Source organism: Wolbachia endosymbiont of Trichogramma kaykai (assembly GCF_045765165.1).
Classification (GTDB): Bacteria; Pseudomonadota; Alphaproteobacteria; order Rickettsiales; family Anaplasmataceae; genus Wolbachia.
The window spans coordinates 102,704-117,934 of the sequence record NZ_JBJJXK010000001.1; the positions used below are offsets into that span (position 1 = coordinate 102,704).

Here is a 15,231-nt window from a genome sequence, read left to right on the forward strand (position 1 = left end):
TCAATAGATGATATGTTGATTTTATATAAATACAACAAAAAAAAGAGCGGATAGTGGGAATCGAACCCACGTCACTAGCTTGGAAGGCTAGAGCTCTACCATTAAGCTATACCCGCATATGGAGGAGGTAGGATTCGAACCTACGTACGCAATGCGGACAGATTTACAGTCTGTTACCTTTAACCACTCGGTCACTCCTCCACAAAAATCTGTTAAGAGAACACTACCTTAACTTAAGCTTTATTACTCTCAATATTAAACATCCAAATCCAAAAGATCAAGTAATAAAAGCCAATCTAACTGATTTCAGTTAGATTTTACTTTTGTATAACAAAATATTGTCAATAAAATGCCCAAATAAATGATGTGAATCATGTGTACCTGGAGCTCCTTCTGGATGGTATTGAGTAGAAAAGACTGGGTAATCCTTCATCATTATCCCCTCTACACTATTGTCAAATAGAGAAATATGAGTAACTTCAACGTTACTTGGAAGAGAAGCCGAATCAACAACAAAACCATGATTTTGGCTAGTTATCTCAACTTTTTTACTCCCCAGATCATAAACTGGATGATTACTCCCTCGATGACCAATATCCATCTTGACGGTCTTTGCTCCCAAAGTAACTGCAAGTAATTGATGGCCCAGGCATATGCCAAAAACTGGTATTTTAGATTTTACAATAATTTCTATTTCTGAAATTACACTCTCTCCTATCCCTTGTGGATCACCAGGGCCATTTGAAAGCACTATACCATCTGGATTCATGCTTAATACTTTGTGAGCAAAACCTGTATCTGGTTTGACTAATTCAACCGTACAATCAAGTTCTACTAAGCGTGAGATTATACTATTTTTTACACCAAAATCAACAATTACAACCCGATATTTTGCATTAAAAGCACTTTGAAAGTTATTACTTAAACTGACTTTCTTAGTTATTTCTATTCCATTTACAGATTTGTATTTCTTCAATTCATCTAATATATGTGACTCACTTGAAGGACATATCATTCCATTTTGAGATCCATTTTTTCTCAAATATCTCGTCAAAGCTCTAGTATCAATTCCCGATATCCCAACTACATTATTTTTCTCCAACCAATCATTTAAACTAATATATGAAGAAGAGTGAGACATAAGAGAAAGTTCACGCATAACCACACCACTTGCAAAAATTTTCTCTCCTTCATTATCTTTGTGATTTATTCCAACATTACCAATATGAGGAAAAGTGAATGCTATGATTTGGTTAGCAAAAGAAGGATCGGTTATAGTATGTTGATACCCGGTCATACCAGTGATAAAACAAACCTCGCCTATACATTTGCCCTTTTTACCTACTGATCTTCCGCGAAAGCACTTGCCATCTTGTAAAACTAAAGCTGCATCCTGCATTTAATTCTCTCAACTCATTTAAGGTATTATATAAGAATTTTAAATTACAAGTAAGCAAATACTAAATTTCCCTTTAAGTTTATATAAAATTCAAAATTATAAGTAGCTTTCTTTTTTTTTATTATTTAGCAAAATTATAGCAAACTTAACTTGTGTGAATAGGCAATAGTCATTACATCCATACTTCATGTTATGTAAATTCACATGGATAGAAAACTTGTCTCACTACAGGAACATCATCTGGCATTGGAGAAAGTCTAGCATGGTTGCTCATTAAAGATGGATGGTTTGTGATTGACGTTGCAAGGCGCACTGAAAAACTGGAAAAATTAAAAGAAGAATTAGGTAGTAATTTTTTGCCTATAACGTGTGATGTAAGCAAAAGTGAAAATGTTAAAAACTCGTCTGATTTTTAAAAAAGCAAAATATTATACCAAATCTCTTTTTTCTTAATGCAGGATGTGGCAAAATAGAAGATAAGTTTCATACCAACATTCATAGAAAAACATTTAAAACCAATTATTTTGGCGTTATCAAATGGATTGAAGAATGGATTCATCATAATTCCTTGGCAACTTTTGCGGTTATATCTTCTCTTGTTGTTATGCATGCAACACCACATGCTTCTGCATACTGTGCCAGCAAAGCAGCACTAAAAAGTTGTATTCAATCACTAAAAATCCAATATACTAATAGTAGTATAAAGTTTATCACCATAATGCTAGGGCCAGTAAAAACAGATATGTTTAAGTCTAATAAACCACTTTCCTTCATATGGGAGCCAGAAAAAGCTGCAGCATATATTTTAAAAAGTATATTTAAGGGAAAGAAAGTTATAGTTTTTCCAATTTTCTGGCGGTTATTTTTTCATATTTTACAAATTCTTCCCACTAAAATGACTGCAAGAATCTTACGATAATCACCAGATCTACCATCTTGTAAAGCTAAAGCTCTTCAAAACTCAATCGCAAGCTTCTCCACACAAAAACATCTTGACTATCGCATGTTTCATATTATACGAATAAGCTGTTGGTGAAAGTGGAGGTTTGCAATGCCTAATAATACAGATCAGTCTAAAAAAATAAATGAGAGATGGTTATTTATAGGAGGTGCTTCATTGTTTCTTGTAATAATGCTACCATCAATTTTTCTCTTAGCAAAAATAGCTATGATGTTTGTTATAATCTCAACTACAGCAATAGCAATAAAAATTGCCTCAAAAGCAATATCAAACGTTTTAGAGGATAAAGAGAATCAATCAACACAAAATAAAATTATAAACTTAGCTATTGGAGAGGTGTCCATATTTGCAGGTGGGCTATCATTACTTATTACAGCAAAAGTTGGTTTCATCGCAATATGTTCAACTATAGCTATTTAGCTCTGTACGAATATATTAAAGATGAAAAAATAGGTAAGGATATAAATGATAAATTCGATGAAATAGCTAATAATACAACTGAGTTTTGCGTCAACAGCATTAAAAAACTTATTCCATCACAAAGTTGTGAAGTGTAATCTTTTGTTTATAAATTTTTAGATCCATGGCTAACGTATAAACACTAAAATCAGCACTTCCTTTCTTGTTATCCTAGTAATGGCTTCCACCATCAAAAATGGTGTATTATTTTTATACTCGTAAATCTAACTAGATTCCAGTACTGGAATGACATTACCCTGAATGGAAATCGGTGCGTGATGTACATCTGTATAGAGATTAAATATGTCATTGAGTTAGCCTCTTTGTTATCATTCTAGTACTGCCATTCTATAGGTAACAGCTGTACCTGGAACTCCTCTCTTGTCATTCCAGCACTTGATGCTGGAATCCAGAAAACTTAATTTCAAACCAGCATCCCTCTTTTCATCCCAATTTCCAAAATGTTACTCCAGCACTGAAATCTAGCCTTTTTATAACTATCGAAAACACTGTATTACTTTACAAATTTAACTAGATATAATTACTTGCATGGCACGTTCGTAAAATTACGATAAAAAATTACCTGATAAACTCTAATAGTTTTGTTATCAAGCACAGTGAAGGCGTTCTAGAGCTCGGAATCTATCTTCGTCTGCAGACCTTTTTATTCAATTAATCTATAATCTTTCAGCTAAAATATATTTTAGCTATACTTCAGTTGTAGCTGTATACATTTTCTGAATCTTTTTTGATTAATAGGAGGATCATTATGTTTAAAATTCTGAATTACGCATATCATTAACCCGCATGTCTTTAAGGAACAGATGGCACCTATGTCCTTTTTATACTATATTTTATAGCAATATCATGTATTACTTTACGCCCCAGTCTTTTTCAAATATTGCGAGCCCTTGATCAGTAAGTGGATGATTAATTAACTGTCTAAGTATTTTTGCTGGTACAGTAATTGAATGAGCACCAAGCCGTGCAGCTTCTATTACATGTGCCGGACTTCTTACTGATGCAACAAGAACTTTTGTCTTAAAATTATAATTAGAATATATAGCGCATATATCTCCTATTAGTGATAAGCCATCATAGCTTATATCATCAAGGCGACCAACAAAGGGAGAAATAAAACAAGCACCGGCCTTAGCGGCAAACAGTGCTTGTCCAGGAGAAAAACATAGTGTAACGTTAGCAGGTATTTCGTGCTCTGTCCACAACTTTTTACAAGAAATTAATCCTTCATGTGTAAGGGGTAACTTTACTACGATATTACTAGCTATTTTCGCTAACTTCAGGCCTTCCTTAACCATATCTTCATGGCTATCTGCAACAACTTCAACACTAACAGGGCCTTTTATAATAGAGCATATTTCACTTACTAAATCTTCGTATTTATCTTTATTCCCAGACTTTGCTATTAAAGAAGGATTAGTTGTTATACCATCAATGAACCCTTTTAGCTCCTTAATTTCATGTAAATCAGCACTATCAAGAAAAATTTCCATATTATTGTCCTGTTCAAAAACTATTTTTACAAAATATTGTCATCTTTGAAAAGTATTAAATAAAATCGGATTTTTAACTCAATTCAATTTTTAGTCCGTTAGGAAAGAAAATATTGCACTGAGACACAGTATAGCGCTTTCCTTAATTGGTTGCATTTTATTAACAGAATTCGCATAACCAATTTCTGAAGTTTACTAGCTTTACGTTCAATAGAAATTCTTGCATATCCTAAAATTTAGTGCTACTATTAGCATGGTAACACAAATAGGTAATGAAGAACAATGAACAAAACGACTAAGGTCGAGTTTAACGCTCGCAATTAAATTCAACTAAAAAGGTTAACATAAAAGGAGTTTTGATAGCTTAATCACTCCTAAACTAAGGATATTGTCAAAGCGATAGTAATAGGGGGTATATTATGTCAACAAATTTTCCGACGTTAAAAACCATATTAGCGGAGATGAAAAGAAAAAATAGCATTACTGTTTTAGAAGAACATTGTCAGGAAAAATGGGAGGTTTATGACTTGCTCATGGATTTAACAAATGATGAAAATTTTAGGCAAGCATATATAGATCTATCTTTCAACAAGAGCTTTAAAAAAAGCTTTATAGAATCAGCAAATCAGGCAAAAAAAGCTGTAACTAAGTATTTTAGAGACAAAGACATAGACCTTCGAGCTTTTTATGTAGAAACTAATAATTCTGATAAAGTGTTAAACATTAATCTTATTAATTACAATAGAAGTGAGCCAATAAGAATCAGTGATATCTTACAGCAAGAAAGGGATATTAGCACATTGAATATTTATTGCAATAAAAAGCATGACATATATGCTTATCGAAAAGATAAGGAAAGACATTATGAATTTAAAGAGGGTGCATATTATGAAATGACAAGCACTTGGCCTGTGCAGGACAAGGATGGGAAAGCTTTTACCTGTACTATGGTTATGAATGTAAGTAGTGCTGGTATAACTGAAGTACTAAAGTTTGATGGTAAAGATTTTGAATCCTCATCTAAGGAGTTTTTGGAATTAATAAGACAAAATGAAGAATTATATATTCAAGGTCTCTCTCTACATGACGCTCTCAAAGCATTATTGGAGAAGAATAAAGATGCTCCAGCTGTTATTAATCTGCAAAATAATGAAGATATCGTAATCAATAAAGATGAAAAGATGAAAGATCTTGAAAATGATGCTAAAAGCAATCCTATTCTTTCTTTCACTAGCAACAATGTATCAGAGGTTAATCCACAGCAGATTGCAACTCAGGCAATTGCAACTCAAACAGAAGTTAATTCACAGCACACTGAAACTCAGACAGAGGTCTCTGTACAACACGTTAAGACTCAAACAGAAATTGGCTCTCAACAGACTGAAACTCAGACAGAAGTTAACTCACAACAACTAGATCAAAAGCTTACAAAAGATGAACAAGAAATTAGAGAATTAAATGAACTGAGGAACAATTTACGATACAGGTTCGACAACGCTGAACAAGAACTTGAAGAGTTAGAAAAGCACAATAGTGATTTACAGGATAAACTTGGAGAAGAAAAGCAAAAAAATGCAAAATTACAAACTGAACTGACACAAAAAGATGAAAAACTAGCAAATATATCAACAGAGCTGCAAGAAAGAGCGCAAGAACTTGAAGGTGCATATGAAGAAAAGAAAGACCTGAAGAAAAAGCTGGAAGTTGCCAATGCAGAAAAAGAAGAGTTGATAAGTGACTTAAGCAAATTGCATAGGGAATTAAATCAACTGAAAGAAGAAAAGTATAATTTGGAAGACAAGCTTAATCAATCAGAACACTATAGCAGTAGTACAAAAAAAAGCAGTGAACAACAAATATCATATTTGAAAGAAGAGTTATTCTTACTGAAAGAAGCAAAGCAAGTAGAATCAGAACAAGAACTCGTGGAGGCTAAGCAAAAAATTGAGGAATTGAAGGAACAGTACAATAATTTACAAATTGAGTATGAAAAAAATGAACAAAGACTTGAGAAAGAAATGAGTAAAACAGATGAGCGAATAATCCAGCTCAATAAGGAGCAAGAGCAGAAAATTCAAGAAATTTATGGAAAAAGTAAGGAACTGGAAGAAAAGGTAGAAGAACTGAAGGAAAAGCTAAAAACTGCTAATGCAGAACAAGAGAAACTACAAGGTAAATTGAACCAGTTTAAAAAAAAAGAGAAAGAGATAGAGGAAGAGATAGAGGAAGCAGAACACATGATAAGTGCAAGGGATAAGCGTATAGCGAGTTATAAATCTCAAATACAAAATTTAGAAAATGAGCATAACAAACATTTGGCATTTGATGCACAAGAGACAGATCAGTTAACGTGGGAGTTTGAAGAGTTAAAAAACGAGCTGTGGCTTAAAGATGAGGAGATTAAGAGAATAAGAGAGCAGTTACGGCAGAAGATAGAAGAAGAAACAATAAATGAATATCATCCATTACTGAAATTAAAGCTTAAAGAATATGAAGATAAGATTGAGGGATTGATGCAAATAGTTGAAGATAAAGTTAGGAGAATTGAAAGAATAACAGGAAAAAGAAAACGGCTAAACGATAAAGCACAATACTTTAATAGCGAAGTAGAAATGTTAAGTCCAGTAATTGATAAAGTATTTGTTAATAAAAAGGAAATTCCTGATAATGATTTAAAAATGTTTTACCAGCTTACAGAGGAAATTGATGATTCAGAAAAAAAACCTAGGTCTTTAAGCCTTGATAGCGCATTTCATAGCGATCACTGTAGTTCACTTCTAGACTTAATCAGCAGTATATCAAAGATGTGTAGCCAAAGTCAGCGTGGAGGTGTTTAATACTGTTCAGATGCATATGAAATCAGTGCTTCTTCTTTTCACCCAACTCTTGTCATCCCAGTGCGTGACACTGGGAGCTGTACATAAAAACATTTGCAAATTATGTGATGGAGAAGAGATTCTAGGAACATATGTTAAAATCATATCCATGATGAAAATAAGATAGATCCCAGTGTCACGCACTGGGATGAATCCTTCTAATGTTCGTACAGTTGTGTGTCAGATACTTGAACGACAAACACTGAGACGACAAGAGTAGATTTATTTCTTGAACAAAAAAAAGAGCCCCTAAAGAGATTTAACATCAAGATAACTTAAATATATACTAACTCTCTTATCTTTTAGTGATTCCTCATAATGAGTCAGGTGATCAAAAACCTGAATTTGATTTGTTAGAATGCTACAATTATTATTTTTAACCTCTAATATACCATTATCAATTACAACTCTTTCCTTTGTCTGGTTACTCATTTTAACAGTAATTATACCAGGGAATAAATAAATTAAATAAGGGGAATGGCAGGCTAAAATCATCAATTCCCCTTCAAGCCCACTCACTGAAAGAGAACCCACTTCATCGAATGAAATTCGATTATCAGGAGAAAAAAATTGCACCTTAAAAGTGTTCATAATCTTTAATGTCCGGCTCCAACTTCAGCTCTTATTGATTCAGCCTTTTCTATTGCTTCACTTATACTTCCCACCATATAAAAAGCAGCTTCTGGCAGATGATCATATTTACCTTCAATAATTCCTTTAAAACTAGAAATAGTATCAGAAAGTGAAACAAATTTGCCAGACATTCCAGTAAATACCTCCGCAACATGAAAAGGTTGAGAAAGAAACTTCTGAATTTTACGAGCTCTATCAACAATAATTTTATCTTCATCAGACAGTTCATCCATACCAAGTATTGCGATAATATCCTGCAGCGACTTATAAGTTTGCAATATACGTTTCACCTCAGAAGCCACATTATAATGTTCTTCACCAATGATTTCAGCAGACAAAGACTGAGAAGTTGAGTCAAGTGGATCAACAGCAGGGTATATACCCATTTCAGCTATCTGCCTTGATAACACTGTAGTGGCATCAAGATGAGAGAATGTCGTTGCTGGAGCTGGATCGGTCAAATCGTCTGCAGGAACATATATAGCTTGTACAGAAGTAATAGAACCAGCAGTGGTTGAGGCTATTCTCTCTTGCATAGCGCCCATATCGGTCGCAAGAGTTGGCTGATAACCAACAGCCGACGGTATTCTTCCAAGCAAAGCAGAAATTTCAGAGCCAGCTTGAGTAAAACGGAAGATATTATCTACAAAAAATAGAACATCTTGATTTTCATGATCACGAAAATACTCCGCCATAGTTAGTGCTGTTAAAGCAACCCTAGCCCTTGCTCCAGGAGGTTCATTCATTTGACCATAAACCAAAACGGCTTGAGATTTTTCGTGCTCATTTATATCTATTACATTCGAAGTAATCATCTCGTTATAAAGATCATTACCTTCACGCGTTCTCTCTCCTACTCCAGCAAACACAGAAAATCCTTTATGAGCTTTTGCTATATTGTTAATCAATTCCATTATCAGAACTGTTTTACCAACACCAGCTCCACCAAATAAGCCAATTTTTCCTCCTTTAAGATAAGGAGCAAGAAGATCTATAACCTTTATTCCTGTAACTAAAACTTCTTCCTGTATCTTCTGCTCGGTAAAACTTGGAGGTGATCTATGTATAGGTTCTAAATTATACTTTCCTTTTAAGGGACCACACTCATCTATAAGCTCTCCTACAACGTTAAAAATCCTTCCTAAAGTTGAGCGTCCAACCGGAACTGATATTGTTGCACCTGTATCAACAAACTCATCACCTCTTGACATACCATCTGTGCTATCCATAGCAATGCAACGAACTATATTGTCACCTATATGTTGTGAAACCTCTAAAACTAGCTCCTTGCCCTTACATTTTAGTTTGCTTTTTAAAGCATTAAATATCTTAGGTAACTCGCCTTCAAATTTTAAATCAACAACTGCTTGAGTTATTTTAACTACTTTACCTGTACTCATCCCTTTCATTACCTAATACTACAATTCTATAAAAGAACTTCTAAAGAAAATAAATCTTATATTATGAACAGAAATTTTGCAATATTAAAACACTTACTAGTTACGTTTCATTATAAGCAATGCAAATGCATTCAATAGCCAAGTAATAACAAACAGCACCAAACTAAGCGCATAAGCAGCAAGAGTTTGCACACTATTGAAATCCTGATCTCCGGTAAGTAATGTAGCAATTTGTACAGTGATAGTAGTAACTGAATTGAGAGGATTAAAGGTCAAATTTGCATTGATTCCCACAGCCATTAGTACAATCATTGTTTCACCTATCACCCTTGAAATTGATAATAAAACTGCACTTAAAATTGTAGGCATTGCATAAGGTATTGTTACATGCCATATAGTTTCCGCTGGTGTTGCACCAAGCGCCATAAAACCATAACGTAAACTTTTTGGAACAGATCTTATAGCATCTTCAAGCAAAGAAATAATAAAAGGAAGAATCATTATTCCAATCGATAAACCAGCAATCAAAGCACTTTCTGAGTGTATACTTAGATTAAAAAATTTCGCTACCTGCTTTACAAAAAAAGACAAAAATACAACTGAGAAGTATCCATATACAACAGTGGGAATAGCAGACAAAACCTGTAAGGCTGTATTAATAACATAACGCACTTTTTCACTCGCATACTCACTAATATATATTGCAGAAAATAAACCAAGTGGCACCGCAACTAACATTGCTACAATAGTTATAAGTAATGTCCCCACTAAAAGTGGCGCTATGCCAAAACACCCCACCTCTCCTTCACCAATAATAGCTACATTATGCTTCCATTTTAAGCAAAATAAGAATTCTGAAATAGATACTTTATTAAAAAAAGAAATGGACTGAACAAAAATAGATAGCATTATGAATAAAGTGATAAAAAGTGATATTGATAAAGCCATAAATAACAAAAATTTTACCATCTTATTTCTTTTACTTTTAAAAATAAAAATCAGCATAAAAAAAAGTAACGCTATAGAAATAGAAGTTACAAAATAACCATCATAGAATGCTAACAAACAAGGTAGCATCCACATACAACTCAAATATATATAAGACTTAATTTTACTTACTGCTTGAAACTTACTCAAACAAAGTAAAAGGATTAGTAAAACAGGTACGCCTATAATTAAATTCATTTTTCCATATATCAAATTTTACTCAACAAGAATGCCATAGAAGTTGACCATTGTTTGACAATAGAGCAAAATAGTTTAAAATAAATAATCATATTAATATAAAAACAATGAAAAGAACATTTCAACCAAAAAATTTAAAAAAAAAGCACAAACATGGATTTCGTTCACGTATGTCAACAAAAGCTGGAAGAAAAATTCTTAATAAGCGCCGCTCATTAGGATGTAATAAATTATGCGCATAGTAAGCATAAAAAAAAAGAGTTTTCCTTTGCTTTTAAAAACAGATTAGCACCTTACAGCCTTTTTTATCGAGGGGTATATATATCACTATATGCTATAAAAGAAAAAGAACCTGAAAAGTATATTCATGTTATTAGGGTAGGTCTGGCTATCAGTAAAAAAGTCGGAAAAGCAGCAAAAAGAAATAAAATAAAAAGGCAATTACGAATGCTAACTAAAGTTAGCATTTCTAATATAACTAATGTAGGATACTATTATATAATACTAGCCCATAAAAACATTATGCAAGCAGGCTATAAAAATTTACAAAAAGACCTCAATATTTGCTTAAAGAAAGATAAAATAAGAAGGAATTTTCACTAAAGTATTTACAGCTATATTTTTTATGATAAGATAAGTGAAGTTTTTAAAATAAATTAACAGATGTGCGTGCTTGAGGTAGAGAGTGTAAAAAAACAAGGTAAAAAGCTCAATACAAATAATGCTGAAGAGAGTTTTTATGAATATAGAAACTCTAGCTGTCGTACACAATGGGGAATGGCATTTGAACAAAGCCGATACTTAGAACAAAATAAATATGATCCTAGAGGGAGATTGCTAAATTTTAATATAGAAGCAACTCATTACAATAAAAGAATAGTTTAATAAAAGTACCCGTTCAGGGAAGTGGTTCAAGAAACGACAGGCAGGGGATTGTATAGTTCTCTTTGTTTCCGTGTTAAGTATAATAAAATTATCCTTTCAAGTTCCTAGCTCTGATTACGTAAAACATAAGCTTTTACAGTATCGGATTTTAAAATATTTTTTCGCAACTTGAGAAGCTCCAGTTACTTCAGATAGGTAGCTTTAAGTGATAGCTTATACGTTTTGCAACTTTCTTACACTTCTGTTTCATTTTTTAATAAAGCTTTTTTAGCATAAATAATTCAGTAGATGCGTTTTTTAAGTAATAGCCCAGAATTTTAACTTCAATAGTTCAGCTATGTTTCAAAGTGCCTGTCAGCAACTATTACGACTGCAACATACACTGTCTTTTAAATCTTCTTCCCTTTAAAATTTGCAGTATTGCTTCAGCACTAACTAAGTTCACCTTTATTATAACATGTTGATGCGCAAAAGCTCACTTTTCTTATTCGATTTGCTCATAAACCTTTTTGCATTTTTAAGGAACTCTATATTCACTATTTGATACGCTTTCAATTTACATTAAAAACACCACTTATAATTCTCGCATTTTGAATTTTTATAAAATCAACCGAGTACTACAATTATCAACTAACTGTTGGAACGAATGTATCTGCTTCTTGGTAGTTTGCCACTTCTTCTTTCTCCTCATCCCCAATAAGTTAATTAGTATTCAATTATATAAAGTTTGATTTTCGGAAGATCAATTGTTTGATGATTTATTAAATGTTACTATCCCTCCTGCTAATTTGCAAATAGGGGACAAATCCTACTTTTATCTTAAAGTTTTTGCAGAGTCCTAAAAGATCAGCTATATTACCTCACAGCTACTCTATGCTTACCTTGTTTCAGCGCTCTACTGAAAAGATACAAATAAGAAGAAATTTTTATAAACTTGGCGACGACCTACTTTCCCTTTTTAAGTATCATCGGCGCTAAAAAGTTTCACTTCCGAGTTCGAAATGAGATCGGGTGGTTCATTTTTGCTATAGCCACCAAGTCAACAAAAATCTCTAACTTAACAAATTTTAATTTAATATTTAACACTGCATATACACATATAGAAAGGAAATAAATCAATCAGGCTATTAGTACCAGTTAGCTTCACATGTCACCATGCTTCTACACCTAGCCTATCAACGTGGTAGTCTCCCACGGCCTTAATTGGGAAATTTTTTTGAAGAGGGTTTCTTGCTTATATGCTTTCAGCAATTATCCCATCTATACATAGCTACCCAGCGATGCTATTGGCATAACAGCTGGTACACCAGAGGTATATACATCTCGGTCCTCTCGTACTAGAGTCAGATCTTCTCAAATTTCCTTCACCCACGGCAGATAGAAACCGAACTGTCTCACGACGTTCTAAACCCAACTCACGTAACACTTTAATCGGCGAACAGCCGAACCCTTGGGACCTTCTCCAGCCCCAGGATGTGATGAGTCGACATCGAGGTGCCAAACGGTGTCGTCGATATGAACTCTCGAACACCATCAGCCTGTTATCCCCGGCGTACCTTTTATCCGTTGAGCGATAACCCTTCCATACAGAATTACCGGATCACTATGACCGACTTTCGTCTCTGCTTGGCTTGTCAGCCTCGCAGTCAGGCAAGCTTGTGCCATTGTACTATCAAGCTGATTTCCGACCAGCTCTAGCTTACCTTCGCACGCCTCCGTTACTTTTTAGGAGGCGACCGCCCCAGTCAAACTACCCACCATACAATGTCCTAGTTCCAGATAATGAAACATAGTTAGATATCAAAAGTGTAAAGGGTGGTATCTCAAGGCTGATTCCATTATAGCTAGCGCCATAACTTCAAAATCTCCCACCTATCCTGCACATCACGCTTCTAATAGCAATGTAAAGCTATAGTAAAGGTGCACGGGGTCTCTTCGTCTAACCGCGGGTACCCCGCATCTGCACGGGGAATTCAATTTCGCTGAAGTGATGTTGGAGACAGTGGAGAAATCGTTACGCCATTCGTGCGGGTCGGAACTTACCCGACAAGGAATTTCGCTACCTTAGGACCGTCAGTGTTACGGCCGCCGTTTACTGGGGCTTCAATTCAGAGCTTGCACCCCTCCTATTAACCTTCCAGCACCGGGCAGGCGTCAGACCCTATACTTCCACTTACGTGTTTGCAGAGTCCTGTGTTTTTAGTAAACAGTCGCTACTCCCTATTTTGTGCCACCTACTTATAGTTGCCTAAAAGCAGGTTACCCTTCTTCCGAAGTTACAGGTACAATTTGCCGAGTTCCTTCAACATCATTCTTTCAACACCTTAGTATACTCTACTCATCCACCAGTGTCGGTTTACGGTACGGCCTCATAAATATAAGTGCTATTTCCTGGAGCTTCTTTTAAGCATAGATCAATCCAATCAGACCTATACAAATACAAAACCCGTCACACTTAAGAGGTTTAGGAATATTAACCTAATTGCCATCGACTACTCCTTTACGGACTCGCCTTAGGAACCGACTAACCCTACGCAGATTAACTTAACGTAGGAACCCTTAGATTTTTGGTGAGAGTGTTTTTCACACTCTTTTACGCTACTTATGTCAGCATTCTCACTTCCGATATCTCCAGCGGTTTTTACAAACCACCTTCACAGACTTACGGAACGCTCCGCTACCGCGCCTATCAATCGAAATCAATAGGCACCCACATCTTCGGTATACAGCTTTAGCCCCGGTAAATTTTCGGCGCAGAAAAACTTATTTAGACAAGTGAGCTGTTACGCTTTCTTTAAAGGATGGCTGCTTCCAAGCCAACCTCCTAGCTGTAATGGTTTTTCTACTTCCTTTCCCACTTAGCTGCAATTTTGGGACCTTAGATAGTGATCTGGGCTGTTTCCCTTTCCACCACGGACTTAGCACCCATAGTGTGTCTGCTGTACAATTAATTACTGGTATTCGGAGTTTGGTTAGATTTGGTAAGATGATGAATCCCCCTAGTCTATCCAGTGCTCTACCCCCAATAAAATAAATACAACGCTCTACCTAAATAGATTTCGCGGAGAACCAGCTATTTCCAAGTTTGATTGGCCTTTCACCCCTAATCACAACTCATCCAATAATGTTGCAACATTAACTGGTTCGATCCTTCAGTATGTTTTACCATACCTTCAATCTGGTCATGACTAGATCACTTGGTTTCGGGTCTAATCCATAAAACTAGACGCCCTATTCAGACTTGCTTTCGCTATGCCTACACCTACCGGCTTAAGCTTGCTTCATAGATTAACTCGCTGACCCATTATGCAAAAGGTACGCTGTCACTCTAAATATCAATAAATTGATATAGAGCTCCAACTGTTTGTAAGCACTTGATTTCAGATTCTATTTCACTCCCCTCCCGGGGTTCTTTTCACCTTTCCCTCACGGTACTTGTTCACTATCGGTCGTTAAGGAGTATTTAGGCTTGGAGGATGGTCCCCCCATATTCAAACAGGATTTCACGTGTCCCGCTCTACTCAAGGATTTAAAAACTTTCTATTTGTACAGGACTATCACCTTCTATGGTTACCATTTCCAGAGTATTCTAATTCTTATTTTTAAATCACTAGCCTTTTCCGCTTTCGCTCGTCACTACTAACAGAATCTCGGTTGATTTCTTTTCCTTTGGCTACTTAGATATTTCAGTTCACCAAGTTTGCCTTATATACTTAGTATATAATAACTAGCTAAGCTAGTTGGGTTTCCCCATTCGGAAATCTGCGGATCAAAATTCGTTGACAATTCCCCACAGCTTATCGCAGCCTGCCACGTCCTTCATCGCCTCTTAACGCCAAGGCATCCATCAAGTGCTCTTAATAATTTATTTATCTGACTATATGTAGAATATGCAGAGTTAAATATTAACTTACAATTG

11 protein-coding genes, 2 tRNA genes, 2 rRNA genes and 1 pseudogene are annotated in these 15,231 nt (G+C 35.0%); 7 read left to right on the forward strand and 9 right to left on the reverse strand.

Features of this window, described 5'->3' with window-relative positions:
- Positions 1-45 precede the first annotated feature (45 nt).
- The 3 genes from wTKK_RS00600 to carA all read right to left on the reverse strand — a co-directional run bounded on the left by wTKK_RS00600 (position 46) and on the right by carA (position 1,399).
- Positions 46-116, reverse strand: a tRNA-Gly gene (locus wTKK_RS00600).
- Positions 117-119: 3 nt separating this feature from the next.
- Positions 120-201, reverse strand: a tRNA-Tyr gene (locus tag wTKK_RS00605).
- A gap of 109 nt (positions 202-310) precedes the next feature.
- On the reverse strand, positions 311-1,399 hold the full coding sequence (carA, locus tag wTKK_RS00610; RefSeq protein ID WP_407511536.1) for a glutamine-hydrolyzing carbamoyl-phosphate synthase small subunit: 1,089 nt from the start codon (positions 1,397-1,399) through the stop codon (positions 311-313).
- A 266-nt stretch (positions 1,400-1,665) separates the two neighbouring features.
- Here carA and wTKK_RS00615 point away from each other — a divergent pair, with 266 nt between their 5' ends.
- From wTKK_RS00615 to wTKK_RS00625, 3 genes and pseudogenes are all read left to right on the forward strand, one after another.
- Positions 1,666-1,815, forward strand: coding sequence for a hypothetical protein (locus tag wTKK_RS00615; RefSeq protein WP_407511537.1), 150 nt, complete (start codon positions 1,666-1,668; stop codon positions 1,813-1,815).
- 77 nt (positions 1,816-1,892) lie between these two features.
- On the forward strand, positions 1,893-2,318 hold the full coding sequence (locus wTKK_RS00620; RefSeq protein WP_407511568.1) for an SDR family NAD(P)-dependent oxidoreductase: 426 nt from the start codon (positions 1,893-1,895) through the stop codon (positions 2,316-2,318).
- A 132-nt stretch (positions 2,319-2,450) separates the two neighbouring features.
- Positions 2,451-2,917, forward strand: a pseudogene (locus wTKK_RS00625) (hypothetical protein).
- A 774-nt stretch (positions 2,918-3,691) separates the two neighbouring features.
- On the opposite strand, the gene fsa reads toward wTKK_RS00625, so the two are convergent.
- Positions 3,692-4,333 (reverse strand): fructose-6-phosphate aldolase, encoded by a 642-nt coding sequence (fsa, locus tag wTKK_RS00630; RefSeq protein WP_407511538.1) that lies wholly within the window; start codon positions 4,331-4,333, stop codon positions 3,692-3,694.
- A gap of 419 nt (positions 4,334-4,752) precedes the next feature.
- On the opposite strand from fsa, the gene wTKK_RS00635 reads away from it, so the two are divergent.
- On the forward strand, positions 4,753-7,170 hold the full coding sequence (locus wTKK_RS00635) for a coiled-coil domain-containing protein (RefSeq protein WP_407511539.1): 2,418 nt from the start codon (positions 4,753-4,755) through the stop codon (positions 7,168-7,170).
- A gap of 288 nt (positions 7,171-7,458) precedes the next feature.
- On the opposite strand, the gene wTKK_RS00640 is transcribed toward wTKK_RS00635, so the two are convergent.
- The 3 genes from wTKK_RS00640 to pstC all read right to left on the reverse strand — a co-directional run bounded on the left by wTKK_RS00640 (position 7,459) and on the right by pstC (position 10,427).
- On the reverse strand, positions 7,459-7,800 hold the full coding sequence (locus wTKK_RS00640) for a F0F1 ATP synthase subunit epsilon (protein ID WP_407511540.1): 342 nt from the start codon (positions 7,798-7,800) through the stop codon (positions 7,459-7,461).
- Positions 7,801-7,805: 5 nt separating this feature from the next.
- On the reverse strand, positions 7,806-9,242 hold the full coding sequence (atpD, locus tag wTKK_RS00645) for a F0F1 ATP synthase subunit beta (protein ID WP_407511541.1): 1,437 nt from the start codon (positions 9,240-9,242) through the stop codon (positions 7,806-7,808).
- A 96-nt stretch (positions 9,243-9,338) separates the two neighbouring features.
- Positions 9,339-10,427 (reverse strand): phosphate ABC transporter permease subunit PstC, encoded by a 1,089-nt coding sequence (pstC, locus tag wTKK_RS00650; RefSeq protein WP_407511542.1) that lies wholly within the window; start codon positions 10,425-10,427, stop codon positions 9,339-9,341.
- A gap of 107 nt (positions 10,428-10,534) precedes the next feature.
- Here pstC and rpmH point away from each other — a divergent pair, with 107 nt between their 5' ends.
- From rpmH to wTKK_RS00665, 3 genes are read left to right on the forward strand one after another with little or no spacing between them, the layout of a single operon-like run.
- Positions 10,535-10,669, forward strand: coding sequence for a 50S ribosomal protein L34 (gene rpmH, locus wTKK_RS00655; protein ID WP_010404613.1), 135 nt, complete (start codon positions 10,535-10,537; stop codon positions 10,667-10,669).
- A complete protein-coding gene (gene rnpA, locus wTKK_RS00660) occupies positions 10,653-11,030 on the forward strand; it encodes a ribonuclease P protein component (protein ID WP_407511569.1) in 378 nt (125 codons plus the stop codon). The genes rpmH and rnpA overlap by 17 nt, the downstream gene beginning before the upstream one ends.
- Before the next feature lie 60 nt (positions 11,031-11,090).
- Positions 11,091-11,312: a hypothetical protein gene (locus tag wTKK_RS00665; protein WP_407511543.1), complete on the forward strand. Its 222-nt coding sequence runs from the start codon at positions 11,091-11,093 to the stop codon at positions 11,310-11,312.
- 932 nt (positions 11,313-12,244) lie between these two features.
- Here wTKK_RS00665 and rrf read toward each other — a convergent pair.
- Positions 12,245-12,351 (reverse strand): 5S ribosomal RNA (gene rrf, locus wTKK_RS00670).
- A gap of 67 nt (positions 12,352-12,418) precedes the next feature.
- Positions 12,419-15,183, reverse strand: a 23S ribosomal RNA gene (locus wTKK_RS00675).
- Between the last annotated feature and the right edge of the window lie 48 nt (positions 15,184-15,231).